This is a genomic window from Shewanella sp. WE21, from assembly GCF_002966515.1.
Classification (GTDB): Bacteria; Pseudomonadota; Gammaproteobacteria; order Enterobacterales; family Shewanellaceae; genus Shewanella; species Shewanella oncorhynchi.
In genome coordinates this window covers 1,169,617-1,182,208 of record NZ_CP023019.1, presented here as the reverse complement: position 1 = coordinate 1,182,208, position 12,592 = coordinate 1,169,617, and the positions used below count along the sequence as shown (strand labels likewise).

At 44.4% G+C, this 12,592-nt stretch carries 12 protein-coding genes; 8 read left to right on the top strand and 4 right to left on the bottom strand.

Annotated features, from left to right (window positions below):
- Window positions 1–62: 62 nt before the first annotated feature.
- The 4 genes from CKQ84_RS05090 to CKQ84_RS05075 form a co-directional block, all read right to left on the bottom strand.
- Window positions 63–641: a nucleoside triphosphate pyrophosphohydrolase family protein gene (locus tag CKQ84_RS05090; RefSeq protein ID WP_105250355.1), complete on the bottom strand. Its 579-nt coding sequence runs from the start codon at window positions 639–641 to the stop codon at window positions 63–65.
- Between the two features lie 174 nt (window positions 642–815).
- Window positions 816–1,400, bottom strand: coding sequence for a TlpA disulfide reductase family protein (locus CKQ84_RS05085; protein ID WP_105250354.1), 585 nt, complete (start codon window positions 1,398–1,400; stop codon window positions 816–818).
- 17 nt (window positions 1,401–1,417) lie between these two features.
- Entirely contained in the window at window positions 1,418–1,837 is a 420-nt protein-coding gene (locus CKQ84_RS05080; RefSeq protein ID WP_105250353.1) for a cytochrome c-type biogenesis protein, read from the bottom strand.
- Window positions 1,837–3,936 carry a heme lyase CcmF/NrfE family subunit gene (locus tag CKQ84_RS05075; protein WP_105250352.1) on the bottom strand — a complete coding sequence of 700 codons (2,100 nt, stop codon included), beginning with the start codon at window positions 3,934–3,936 and terminating at the stop codon, window positions 1,837–1,839. The genes CKQ84_RS05080 and CKQ84_RS05075 overlap by 1 nt, the downstream gene beginning before the upstream one ends.
- Window positions 3,937–4,485: 549 nt before the next feature.
- Here CKQ84_RS05075 and sirA point away from each other — a divergent pair.
- From sirA to CKQ84_RS05035, 8 genes are all read left to right on the top strand, one after another.
- Entirely contained in the window at window positions 4,486–6,549 is a 2,064-nt protein-coding gene (sirA, locus tag CKQ84_RS05070) for a dissimilatory sulfite reductase SirA (protein WP_105250351.1), read from the top strand.
- 62 nt (window positions 6,550–6,611) lie between these two features.
- Complete coding sequence (locus CKQ84_RS05065) at window positions 6,612–7,052, top strand: rhodanese-like domain-containing protein (RefSeq protein WP_105250350.1); 441 nt, start codon at window positions 6,612–6,614, stop codon at window positions 7,050–7,052.
- Window positions 7,053–7,137: 85 nt separating this feature from the next.
- Complete coding sequence (locus CKQ84_RS05060; protein ID WP_105250349.1) at window positions 7,138–7,920, top strand: FKBP-type peptidyl-prolyl cis-trans isomerase; 783 nt, start codon at window positions 7,138–7,140, stop codon at window positions 7,918–7,920.
- Between the two features lie 34 nt (window positions 7,921–7,954).
- A complete protein-coding gene (locus CKQ84_RS05055) occupies window positions 7,955–8,635 on the top strand; it encodes a nitrite reductase (protein WP_105250348.1) in 681 nt (226 codons plus the stop codon).
- Window positions 8,636–8,723: 88 nt separating this feature from the next.
- The gene (locus tag CKQ84_RS05050) at window positions 8,724–9,215 is read left to right on the top strand and encodes a nitrous oxide reductase accessory protein NosL (RefSeq protein WP_105250347.1); all 492 of its coding nucleotides are present in this window, start codon (window positions 8,724–8,726) and stop codon (window positions 9,213–9,215) included.
- 10 nt (window positions 9,216–9,225) lie between these two features.
- Window positions 9,226–10,515 (top strand): nitrous oxide reductase family maturation protein NosD, encoded by a 1,290-nt coding sequence (gene nosD, locus CKQ84_RS05045; protein WP_105250346.1) that lies wholly within the window; start codon window positions 9,226–9,228, stop codon window positions 10,513–10,515.
- Complete coding sequence (locus tag CKQ84_RS05040; RefSeq protein ID WP_105250345.1) at window positions 10,512–11,552, top strand: ABC transporter ATP-binding protein; 1,041 nt, start codon at window positions 10,512–10,514, stop codon at window positions 11,550–11,552. Before nosD ends, CKQ84_RS05040 begins: the two co-directional genes overlap by 4 nt.
- Complete coding sequence (locus CKQ84_RS05035; RefSeq protein WP_105250344.1) at window positions 11,549–12,421, top strand: ABC transporter permease; 873 nt, start codon at window positions 11,549–11,551, stop codon at window positions 12,419–12,421. The genes CKQ84_RS05040 and CKQ84_RS05035 overlap by 4 nt, the downstream gene beginning before the upstream one ends.
- Window positions 12,422–12,592: the final 171 nt, after the last annotated feature.

Below are 12,592 nucleotides of genomic sequence, written 5' to 3'. Positions count from 1 at the left end.
TTAGCCTTGTTCAACACATCCTAGGACGCACTTAGTTAAGTGCTATCCTAGGCTTGCCGTGGTTAGGCTTTAACCAGTGTTGTCAGATCCGCTGGGCGGTAGTAAACCGATTTTAGTACCTTACCTTGGCGAACCACTTTACCTGCCATTTCCACATCTTTAGCGCATTTGGCTATGATGAAATCACCTTGCTGACTACCGACAATTTCAACACCTTGTTTGGCATAGAAGGCAATGGTCTCGGCCAGTTCTTGCTCGTTACGGCACACTTTACTCATATTGCTCGAGTGGACTTCATCCCAGCAGCTAATAAAGTCGATTTCACGGTTTTGAGCCACGCAAAGCAACAAGTCAATCAGGTAACTGATTTCGAGTCTGTCCGTCATTGCTTGCGCGCCTAAGTGCACTAGACGGCCCATTAATACGTATACAGAATCGACTATGGCATCGGCCTGTTCGATACGGCTATCGGCTTCTGCAAGTTCAGTTAACTCCTCAATAATCAGTGAAGTATGTAAGGTGTCGGCCTTGTCATCTAAAGAATCAACATCATTAACGGGCAAGTCGAAGGTGCTACGAAACTCACTGATATCACGATATAAGTGGTCATAAATAGGTTGAGTTAAGCGGGTGAGTTTCATCTGATTTGCCTTGAAATAAAGAGTTTGGCGGCAATTTTAAAGAAATGCGTCGCAGAATACAAAGATGGGGTAGAGATAAAAATACCCGCAGCCAAATAGGCGGCAGCGGGTTTCGGTAAATTTTGGCGGATGACCGAATGGAGAAATATATTGTGAGCCTGTGTTATTTGGTGATTATTGGCCGTATTTGGCAATCAGTTGATCAAGATAAGGGCCAACGTCTTTATCAGCCCAATCGAGATATCCCCGCACAAAACCGACAAGATTACCTTTAGCATCAAAAATATAACTGGCGGGTACGACATTCGCGGGAATGATTTGTTCTATGTTTTGCTCTGGGTCAAGCCAAGTGGCGTAGCCGCTAAAGCCATGTTGGTTAAGAAAAGGGCGTACATCTTTAGATTCTTCATCGATAGAGATTGGAATGATGGCGATATTCTTCCCTTGATACTGCTGCTTAAGTTTTTGGAGTTCTGGAATTTCCCTTAAACAGGGGGCGCACCAGGTTGCCCAAAGATTAACTAAAACCAATTTTCCTTGGTGCTGTTTTAGGGTTTGGGTTTGTCCTGATTCATCAATAAAGGGAACTTCTGGTACGCCGCGTGCGTGCTGCATTTCTATAAAACCAGTCATCACAAGGGGCTTAGGGAGGGGCTCTCCCGTACTGTAGAGTTTATTGTCTAGTGAGTGGGCTGAGCTGCTATTAGAAAACAGACCCAAACACACGAGTAGAACAAAGGGAAAATAGTGTAATTTCATCTGGTTATCCTTTACTTTTAAATAGTCGTTTGTGTTTTTCTACGGGTTACCAATGCGAGACACAACCCAACACCAAGCACTAATAACAGCAGTGGCCCAAACCAAAGTGCGAAGGTGGAGGCTTTAAATTCAGGTTGATAACGGATTTTTTGACCATAGCGTTGCACCATAAAATCGATAATCTCATCTTGGCTTTGCCCCTGTTCCAGCATCGAGAATATTTGTGCTTTGAGCTCGTGGGCGATTGGCGCCTGTGATTCAAATAGGCTCTGATTCGTCGCCATAGGGCAACGCAGCACTTTACTGATATCTATTGCCTGTTGCTGGTAGGAAAGGCTTGATATGGGCTGAGCTTGCGCAACGGATAAGCATGGAATCCCTATCCCACATAAGGTGATAGGGAGCAGTAAGACTAAAAAGCGCAATATTGGATTCATTAGGCAAGCGTCTCCTGTGGTTTGTGATGGGATAGGTTAACTAAGGTTGTTAAATCAGCTTGGTAGCTAAAATGGCGAGTAGGCCAAGCGGCAATCGCCCCACCTAGCATCATTAATAGCGCACCAAGCCAGATCCAACTCGCAAGGGGTTTATAGCTGATGCGGATAAGGTATTCGCTGTCACTTAATTGCAGCCCCATAGACACATAAATATCCCGCCAGAATCCATGATCGATACCCGCGTGGGACATTTCCATCCCATTGCTTTTAAAGGTTTGCCGTTGTGGTGTGATATAGCCTAAAACCCGTTCATCATTCGCGGTATCGCGGATACTGATATTGGCTTGAATGGCGGTAAAGCTGTTGGTTTCAACATTCTCAGTGCTTTCATACACTAAGATATAACTCGCCAAAGGCTTACCTTGACCAGGCCCCATTCGTAGCAGGGCTTCCTGCTCAAAAAAGGAGACGGATGTTGCTCCAATAATAGTGATAGCCACCCCAAAGTGGGCGAATAGCATGGCGACAAACCCTTGTTTTGATGACTTAACGGGAGGATTTAAGCCGTGCTCACTGCGGGTTTGGGTTAATTGCCGGGCATATACTCGTCTACCCAATCCCGAGGCTACCAATATCGTGAGCAATAAACACACCAGCAACCAAAGTGCCGCGGCAGTGCCAAGGAGTAAAAATAAGCTACTGCCCGAGGCGGCTTGTAAGCTTACCCAGCCTGCGACGGCTAATATCACTAGGCTAGGAATGAGCAGGGAAGTAATACGAGTCTTTGAGGCATTTTGCCATTGCGCTATTTGCCATTGCACTAAGGGCGCAATGCCCATTAACAGGACAAGCAAGAAAGTGAGGGGGACAAATATAGCGTTGAAATATGGGGCCCCCACTGAAAGTGTGCCTAAATCCAGTAGCTCATAGATCAAAGGGTAAAATGTGCCGAGTAACACGGAAAACGCGGCAACGACTAAGATAACGATCCCGAGCAGTAACAGCGTTTCCTTGCTAAAAAGCGCGAAAGTCACATCCTGTTTTAAATGGTGAGCTTTGAGCGCAAAAATCAGTAACGCAGCCCCAACAAAAATCACTAATAAGCAGAGGATTGACATGCCACGGGTAGGATCGGCGGCAAAGGCATGTACCGATTGCACTATGCCGGAGCGCACCAAAAAGCTGCCGAGTAAACTGAGTGAAAATGCCAATAAGCACAGCAGTAAAGTCGTCAGTTTAAAGCCATGAGTACGTTGAGTGAGAATGAGGGAATGCACTAATGCTGTTGCCACAAGCCAAGGAATAAAGGAGGCGTTTTCTACCGGATCCCAAAACCACCAACCACCCCAACCCAGTTCGTTATAGGCCCACCAAGATCCAAAGGCATTGCCGCCCGTTAGAAACACCCACGCTAATAATACCCAAGGTCGTAAATAGCTAATTTGGCGAGTATTAAAACCACCACCGAGCAGTGATGCTAACGCTGCGGCAAAGCAAACCGTAAGGCCTACATAGCCAAGAAAGAGCATGGGGGGGTGCAGTATGAGTCCTATGTCTTGCAAAATGGGGTTAAGATCTCGCCCTTCAATCGGAATGTTAGGTAATAAGCGGGCAAAGGGATTAGAGGTAAAGAGTAAAAATAAGTTAAAACCAAGGATCACTAATGCTAAAATGGCCAACAGCCTCGCAAAATACAGGGCGTCTTGGTACTTATCGCTGGCCTTATCCTGAGTGCAATCCGCCATCTTTATGCGATAACTGATGATCGCCCCCCAAAGGGCAATCGCAAATATCCAAAACAGCATTGACCCTTCGTGGCTGCCCCAAACTGCGGCCACTTTATAACCCAAGGCTAATTGGCTATTCGAGTGGTTTGCGACATAAGCAACAGAAAAATCATCAGTCATAAAGCAATAAATTAAGCAAAGAAGTGAAACAAATACTGAGGTAAATATGGCTCTAAAGAGTATCGGGCTTAATCCCACCAGATAGGCATTATTCTGCTTAACACCGATTAAGGTCAGTGCTGCAGAAAATAATGCCAATACGCTACTGATGATCAGTAATATATGTCCAATTTCTGGAAGCATAGTTGTCATTTATTATGCCTTAGAATAATGTGGTCGCGGTAATATAGTGTTTACAGTTGGCTATTTTACCAGTGTTATTTTCGCATGCTGATTTTTATTCAATTCGCTCATAAACTTGAGTTGTTTTCTTGTGATTTTAAATTTACATATAAGACCTTATTGGAAAAAGTCAGTTTAATCACAAGCTTTAATCACTGTTGATTTTAAGATTAGTCGAGTTTTGTATTTAATAATGTGATCTTATCCGTTATTAAATCATTCCTTTTTACGCTTGATGTTTTTTGAAAAGTAAAATGAATTTTTAGTTTTTTTTATAACTGAAATGTGCTTTTTAACTTCTAAAAAACAAATGACATTAATTTTGTAAGTTATTGTATTTTATTTGTTTTAGTTGATTTTATTCATCTTGATTTATCAGCGAAAATTTAGTGTGCTCTAGCTCTGATTTTTAATGGTTTTTTGCCTCCACCATGCTGTAACTGGTCAATTGTTTATGTCGTTCAGTGAGCAATTAGGTTCAGTGGAAAATAAAAAACTAATGATAATTAGGAGTGAATGATGAAACGATGGAAATCCAAAATAGCACTCAGCGTGCTGTTTTGTTTAGGTACTATCGTCAGTGTGGCCGGAATAGCATCAGATGCTAAACCGGGCGAGGTAAAGCCTGGCTATGGTAATAAACAACAGAGTGCGGAAGCTCAGGGAATTATGGCTAATCCCGATCTAACACTAGAGTCCCGTGGTGTAAGAACACTGCAGGATTATATTGTTCAGGAAAAAGAGTTGTTTGATTTTCTTTTTGAAAATCATCCGGTATTTAAATATGCCGAGCAAGGTCGTTTAAAAGGAACCTATAAGGTCAGTGACCGTGGTGAAGAATACTTACACGGTGGTGATAGCCAAAAATATAGCCAACATCAAGAGGGCAATCGCCCTATGGCATTGCAATATCGCCTCGGTGCCAAGTCGATTTTGGATTTCCCAAATAAGTTTGTTGGTCCTGAAAAATGTGGTGAGTGCCACGGCCCACAATATGAAAAGTGGAAACGTTCACGCCATTCAAAAACCTTACGTTTTCCGGGGAGTCATCCCGAAGTCGATAACGATTTAAACAAAACCATGTATGGCACTAAGGATACTTCTATCCTGCCAGACGGCATTACCCCTGATGCAATTTATGCGACGGTGGGAACACCAAGAACCAAATACGGCTTTATCGATAGCTACTTAGTACGCGGTACTTTCCATGTGAAAGACGGTTTACTCAAAGATGGTACTGGCACTATGGTCGCCGGTGGTAATCAATTCTCCCGTGGTTGGGCTGAATGGTTAACCCCTGAAATGGCGAAGAAAATTCAGAAAGTTATTCCTGAATTTCCAACTAAAATGGAAGATTTTGGCGCGAGTGGTTCACACCAGTGGGGTATGAGCTCCTATGGTGCTAAATACGAGAAGGAATTCTTATTCCAACCTGCGAGTTCCTATTGCGAAATGTGCCACACCTTTAAGTTTGATTTTAAAACTAAAGATGAGTTTTTTGCAGCCCTTGGTAATCCTAAAGAGCTACAAAAACATACAGTGTCACTCGGTATTACCTGTGAAGAGTGTCATGGCGCAGGTGGTCATTTAGACGGCGGTATCGGTGGTGGTATGCCTTCTAACTGTGAGCGTTGTCACCAGCGTTTTAACTTCGTAGAAGAGCTTGCGCAAACCCCACAGGGTAAAGAAAAACTGGAATATGCCTTTAACGTGAAGATGAAATCTTCGTGCCCATCTTGTGGTACAGAAGGTTCGCAAATGTTTGCCTCATCTCACTACGATAAGGGTATGCGTTGTTCTACCTGTCATGATCCACACGAAGTGACTGATGGTGATTGGAAATCCGGTATTACTAAACCAAAACTCATCAAAGAATGTACCGATTGCCATACGGCACAGGCTGAAATTGCTAGTAATACCAAGACCCACAGTAAACAAACTTGTCAAAGCTGTCACATGCCAAACATGGGTAGTTGTGAAAACTTCACCGCGATCCAGTTCCCTGATATGGCCGGTTTCGACAACGTTCGTAAGTCGCACATGTGGAAAATCGATGTCGATCCATTGCGTAAGACGCTTAACCCACCTGAAGGTAAGTCTCGCGACTCATCCACTAAGGGCTGGACTGTGGCGAAGGACGAAAATGGCCATAACTACCTCGATCTCATGTGGACCTGTGCTCGTACTTCCGCTTCTGATCACGATGTAGTGGATAACAAAGGCTGCCATAGCCAATTCCAATCTAAGTTGGGTGAGGGTCTGCACTTTAAAGATCAACAGCAAATCTACGGCAAAGTTCAGAAGTGGCAAAAACCAGTGAAAGAAACCTATGCCAAAGTAGAAAAAGCCCTTATTAGCATCGATAAGTCGCCCAATATGGCGAAGTTATCGGTAGAAGATAAGACACAAGTGCTGTTGTTGACCGATAAAGCTCAAGATGTCCTCAAGCTGATTAAAGCCGATGGTTCATGGGGTGTTCATGGTGCGCGTTACTCACAAAAACGCTTAGATGCCGCCTTGACCTATGTGACCCAAGCCCAAGCCATTATTGATGGTAATGCGCTGAGTGCGAAGAAAATATAGTTTAACTTGAGTCCTAGTTATCCCCGACACCTTTGGGTGTCGGGGAATATGAGAGCCTAATTATGCATAACATGCTTCGTCAAAGTGTAAGCCGAATATTGATGGTGTTGGCCTTAGGCGTGACTGCGATGCCAGTCATCGCCGGTGGTGGCTCAGAAATGTCTGAAGTGTCCTATAACGAAATCCAATTAAATCCCATTTCGATGATGGAAGCGGAAACCTTAGTCGGCAAGCAAGGCGTTTATTTTTTCGACGTAAATACACTGGAGATATGGGCAGAAGGTTTTATCCCCGGAGCAGTTTTTTTCAATGTTCAGAATTGGAGAGAGTTACTTCCAAAGAATAAAGATGCAGTCATGGTGTTTTACTGCGCTAACCGCCTTTGCACTAGCAGCAATATGGCGGCGAGAGAAACCATGAAGCTAGGTTACACAGGTGTGCGTCATATGGCCGATGGTATTTATGGCTGGCGTATGTCAGGTCGAGTAACAGAAAAACCTTAGTAACACACAGGACCGATGTTTTATCGGTTTGGTTTGCAGGGCCAAAAGGCGAAACCCACAGGGTTAACATTGTAGAGAACATAAAATGAAAACACGTATGCCAACTTCTTTTATCCCCAAAAGCATCACAGTGGCGACCTGCGCCGCATTATTTGTTTCAGTAGCCAGTTTTGCTGGCACAAGTTTGAAAACCGATGCAGATAAAACCTCTTACAGCATTGGCGCTTCCATTGGTAATTACATTTCTGGTCAAGTCTACAACCAAGTTGAATTGGGTTCAGAGGTGAATGTCGACTTAGTCGTGCAAGGTTTTGTGGATGCGCTTAAAGATAAACAGCAATTAACCGACGAAGAAGTGCTGACCTACCTGAACCAAAGAGCAGAACAACTCAATGCCGCAAGAACTGTCGTTGCTGAAAAACAAATGGCAGAAACTAAAAAGGCAAGTGCGGCATATCTTGCTGAAAATCAAAAAAAGTCTGGCGTTAAAGTTACCGCCTCTGGTCTTCAATACGAAGTCTTAACCCAAGGTAAAGGTCATAAACCCAATCCAGAAGATGTGGTCACAGTGGAATATGTTGGCACTCTTATCGATGGGACTGAGTTTGAAAATACGGTTGGACGTAAAGAGCCCACTCGGTTTGCATTAATGTCGGTGATCCCCGCTTGGGAAGAGGGATTAAAGTTGATGCCTGTGGGGTCTAAATACCGTTTTGTGGTACCAGCAAGCCTTGCCTATGGCACTGAAGCTGTAGGTATTATTCCTCCTGAGTCAGCACTTATCTTTGAAATTGAACTGAAAAATATTGAGAAACCCAGCGAAATGAAAGAGATGAAAAATAAAAAGATGATGCCTGCACACGGTTAATCAAGCTCCTAAAACGAGTTGTTTGGAGAGTGAAATGGAGACTGGAATGGTGAGCTTAGGACTAGGCATTGGCATCAGTTTACTGTTGTTTGTTGCTTACATTTATTGGCAGCACATGCGTCTAAACCTAGTAATGGGAATCGCACAGTTGCCAAACATGTCGAGCAAAGTGCCCTTTGCGATGGGAATCGTCCTAGTGCTGCTGACCCTTGCTATCTACAGTCAAACAGGCCGTTTTAGGGATTGGGATCAAGGTCGGCTTGATGAAAATATTGATTATTTAATGGCGGCCGAGATCACCAAAGCCAGTCGTTGGGCTCAGAGTGAGCCGCAAAATACCTTGGCACTTATGTCATTAGCTCAGGCTTACAATGCGGGAGGTTTGTACTCAGATACGGTGCTGACCTTAGATAAATTACTCGAAATAGGGGGAGAAGATGCCGAAGTGTTAGGGGCAAAAGCTAACGCGCTTTATTACCGCGAGCTTCGGCAAATGACACCTGAAACCCAAGAGGTGATTGCCAAAGCATTAGCACTTTCTCCCTTTGAGCCTCAAACCCATATGTTACTCGCGGCAGATGCTTACTTGCATGCTCGTAACCAAGAGGCCATTGACCATTGGCAGCTTTTGCTCAAACACAATGGGGACAGTATCAACCGTGAAGCAATCAATAATGCGATTGCAAAAGCACAAAGCAAAATGAATGAAAGATGAAACCCGTTTCTATCAACCCTCGCCGTAAAGATCTGTCCCTGCAAGGCATCTGGCGAGGTGTTGATATTTTAATAAAAGGATAAATAGGATGAAGAAATACTATGCATTGTTGCTGTTAGTGCCTTTGCTATTTGGCTGTAATAAAAGCGAGGCCACAGACCATGTTCATAAAGCCGAGATGATCCACGAGCATGACCGTTGTCATTTATGTGGCATGGTGATCACTAAATATCCCGGACCTAAAGGGCAAGTGCACCTCAAGGCTGAGAAAACGGTACCTAAGTTTTGTTCTAGCCGCGATATGTTTAACTTTGCATTACAGCCTGAAAATAAAAGACAAATTGATTACATGATGGTGCATGACGCGGGCACGACCGATTGGGATCAGCCAGACGATGGCGCCTTTATTGATGCTCAAAGTGCCTTCTATGTTTACGGTACGACCAAGAAAGCTGTGATGGGACCTGCCGTTGCCCCTTTTAGTACCAAAGCTGCCGCCGAAGCCTTTGCTAAGGAATACGGTGGCCGAGTGCTGAGATTTGATGACATCACCCTAGAACTGCTCGCGGGTGATAAATAAGGTTGTGATGATGAAGCTGCGTCTCGTCCTTATCTGGCTGCTGTGCTTTGCCTCTTTCGGTACTTGGGCAGCACTTATTCGGGTAACAGATACAGATTCACTCACTCTTGCCCTTAACAAAGCTCAAGAAGGTGACACCCTAGTGCTGGCCACTGGGGTGTATGAAGGCTCCTTTAAGGTGACGCAATCCATTTCGCTAAAGGGGGAAGTAGGCGCGACATTAGATGCACTGCGCCAAGGCAGTGCATTGGTCATTGAGGCGCCTCAGGTGAGTATTGAGGGGCTCAATATCCGCCACTGGGGACGGGATCTGTATTACCGTGATGCCGCCATTTTACTCAAAAAAGGGGCGGATAATGCGTTGATTAAGGGAAACCGCTTGGTGGGTGAGGGTTTTGGTATTTATGGCGAACAGCTAAATTCGCCCACCATCTCGGACAACAGTATTAGTGGCAACGGCGCCATTCATGTGCTTGATCGGGGTGATGGCATTTATCTTAAGCATGTTAATTCGCCACAAATTGACCGGAATCAGCTCATTTTTGTCCGTGATGGTGTGTATTTAGAGTCCGTTACCCACAGCCGCATTTATGAAAATCAATTCACTAAGCTGCAATATGGTATTCACTACATGTATACCCAAGCCGACGAAGCGTGGCAAAACCAAGCGATTGCCGTCGATGGCGGTTATGCCCTAATGAATTCAACCAATATTTACTTGCACCACAACCGTGTGACTCAGGCGCGGGACTTTGGCATTTTGCTCAACATTACTGAGGCATCCTATGTGCAAGCCAATGTTGCGAGTCAAATCCATAACCCTAAGGGCACTGTGGAGCTTGGCAATGAGGGGAAAGGTATTTTTATTTACGCCGCTCAACATAACCGTATTCAAGATAACGAGTTTAGCCACAGCGATACCGGGATCAGTATGGCCATGGGCGGAGAGGAAAATCGCCTTTGGCATAATCGTATTATGGCCAATCAAACCCAAGTTAAATATGTCGGAGAAACTCAACTTGAATGGAGTTATCAGGGGCAGGGGAATTACTGGTCGGAATATCAAGGTTGGGATCTGAATGGCGATGGATTCGGGGATATTGTCCATAGGCCGAATGACAGTTTAGATAAACTGTTTTGGCTTTATCCTGAAGCCAAACTGTTGATGGAAAGCCCCGTTGTGTTGTTACTGTGCTGGGTGGAACGCCAATTTAAGCCCCAAGTGACGAGCGGTATAAGTGATAGTTTTCCCCTAATGCAAAGTGGCGCGCATGTACTGATTGATGGAGGTTCGCGATGAATCATCAAACTTTGACCTGCTCAGCGAATAAGCCTGTAGTGAATGCTGATGTGGTTGTTAAAGCGACAAATATCAGTAAATGCTATGGCAAGTTTAAGGCACTGGATGATGTGAGTTTTGAGGTGTTAGCGGGTCAAGTGATCGCACTCCTTGGGCATAATGGTGCGGGTAAATCTACGTTACTCAAGCTTATTTTGGGATTACTTACCCCCACAAGTGGTCTGCTCCAAGTTCAAGGTCATAGTGTGAGCTCCCAACAGGTGCGGCAGAGTTTGTCTTTAGGCTATTTACCTGAAAATGTGAGTTTTTATGACAATATGACCGCCAATGAGCTGCTGCGATATTTCGCTAAGCTTAAGGGCGTTGCCTTGCCTAAAGTACATGAATTACTTGCTGAATTTGGTTTAGAGGCCGCTAAAGATAAGCGTTTGAGTACTTTTTCTAAGGGGATGCGGCAACGTCTTGGGCTCGCGCAGGCGATATTGGCTGAGCCTAAGGTACTGTTACTCGATGAACCGACAGTTGGCTTAGATCCCTTGGCATCGGCTTTCCTGTATCAAAAAATCGCTCAGCTCAGGGCGCAGGGCTGCGCCATTATTATCAGTACCCATGAGTTGGGATTAGTACAAGATCAGATGGATCGCGCTTTGATCTTAGGTCGAGGGCGAATGTTGGCTTCGGGAAGCTTAACCTCCCTGAGGGCGGCGACTCAGTTGCCAAATCATATCTTGTTGCATTTTCTATCTAATACTCAAAGGCAAGCATTGCTAGCGGATCCCATTTTAGCGGCATGTGTTAAGGCAAACGCGGGGCAGGGACTCACGCTCGCTGTGTCACAGGAGCAAAAGTCAGCCGTGTTAAATCACTTATTACAAAAAGTGCCCGTGGGGGATTTTTCTATTGAACCTCCTAGTTTGCAGAGTGTGTTTCATCATTACATGGAAAGTCTTTGCCCCCTTCAGTCGTCAAAAATACCCACAAAGACTATTAACATAACCGATATAAATCAGGCGATTAATTTGGAATCAGTCCTATGAACCGTTCCGAGGTTTTGCACCATCGTTTAAGTGCCATGAGTATAGTGAGCATCATAGCCGCCAAAGAGTTTAAGGATAATGTACGTAATCGTTGGTTATGGATGATGGCGGGAATCTTGTTGCTGCTATCTCTGTGTGTGAGTTTTATGGGCAGCGCTGTGTCCGGCAACTTAGTGGTATTTGAGCCTGCCCAAATCCTTTCTGGGTTAGTCACTTTATCGGTATTTATGCTCCCTTTAGGTGCGATTTTGTTGAGTTATGACAGCTTTGTTGGTGAAAAAGAATCCGGCACTCTGTTGTTACTGCTGACCTATCCATTAGCACGTTGGCATCTCGTGTGCGGCAAGTTTTTAGGCCATGCCTGTGTGATGACCATTGCCTGCATTTTGGGCTTTGGTTTAACAGGATTAATACTGATATCACTGGGCGATACTCAGACCCAGTTATCCATAGCTATTGGGTTTACCCATTTGATTATGAGCAGTATTTTACTGTCATTAGTGTTCGTGCTCTTGGGTTATTGGGTTAGCTTGTGTGTGCGAGAAAAAGCCAAGGCACTGGGGATATTACTCATTTTATGGTTTGTGCTTGTGCTGGTTTATGATCTTATTTTACTCAGTGCTGTGGTTGGAATGAGTGAGATGTTTAATCGTACTGTATTCAATCTACTGATTTTGTTGAATCCTACTGATCTGTTCCGTGCTTTAAATTTACTCGCGACTCCCTCGGATACACTCGCGGCTAAAAGTAGTCTCACTCTGCTTGCTCAAACTGGGCTTGGCTTACCCTTAATGTATGGTTTGCTGGGTGGCTGGATTGGTGCATTACTTTTGTGTTGTTCTTGGATCTTTAAATACCAAGAAATCTAGTTTAGCGACCTCTGTATTAGTCTAACTTTGTACTTATTAAACAATGACTAAACTGAGTATAGAGTCACACTCTTATATGTTGTTAAAAGGTAAAATTAACCATCTTGACTTGGTGATTGCATATCATCGTTTTCTTGGAAAGAAACAATGTCACATGATGATTGCATGTTG

Bases quoted from the DNA above. Each gene is read 5' to 3' on its own strand.
- CKQ84_RS05090 (WP_105250355.1), bottom strand. From the start codon at position 641: ATGAAACTCACCCGCTTAACTCAACCTATTTATGACCACTTATATCGT.
- CKQ84_RS05085 (WP_105250354.1), bottom strand. From the start codon at position 1,400: ATGAAATTACACTATTTTCCCTTTGTTCTACTCGTGTGTTTGGGTCTG.
- CKQ84_RS05080 (WP_105250353.1), bottom strand. From the start codon at position 1,837: ATGAATCCAATATTGCGCTTTTTAGTCTTACTGCTCCCTATCACCTTA.
- CKQ84_RS05075 (WP_105250352.1), bottom strand. From the start codon at position 3,936: ATGACAACTATGCTTCCAGAAATTGGACATATATTACTGATCATCAGT.
- sirA (WP_105250351.1), top strand. From the start codon at position 4,486: ATGAAACGATGGAAATCCAAAATAGCACTCAGCGTGCTGTTTTGTTTA.
- CKQ84_RS05065 (WP_105250350.1), top strand. From the start codon at position 6,612: ATGCATAACATGCTTCGTCAAAGTGTAAGCCGAATATTGATGGTGTTG.
- CKQ84_RS05060 (WP_105250349.1), top strand. From the start codon at position 7,138: ATGAAAACACGTATGCCAACTTCTTTTATCCCCAAAAGCATCACAGTG.
- CKQ84_RS05055 (WP_105250348.1), top strand. From the start codon at position 7,955: ATGGAGACTGGAATGGTGAGCTTAGGACTAGGCATTGGCATCAGTTTA.
- CKQ84_RS05050 (WP_105250347.1), top strand. From the start codon at position 8,724: ATGAAGAAATACTATGCATTGTTGCTGTTAGTGCCTTTGCTATTTGGC.
- nosD (WP_105250346.1), top strand. From the start codon at position 9,226: ATGAAGCTGCGTCTCGTCCTTATCTGGCTGCTGTGCTTTGCCTCTTTC.
- CKQ84_RS05040 (WP_105250345.1), top strand. From the start codon at position 10,512: ATGAATCATCAAACTTTGACCTGCTCAGCGAATAAGCCTGTAGTGAAT.
- CKQ84_RS05035 (WP_105250344.1), top strand. From the start codon at position 11,549: ATGAACCGTTCCGAGGTTTTGCACCATCGTTTAAGTGCCATGAGTATA.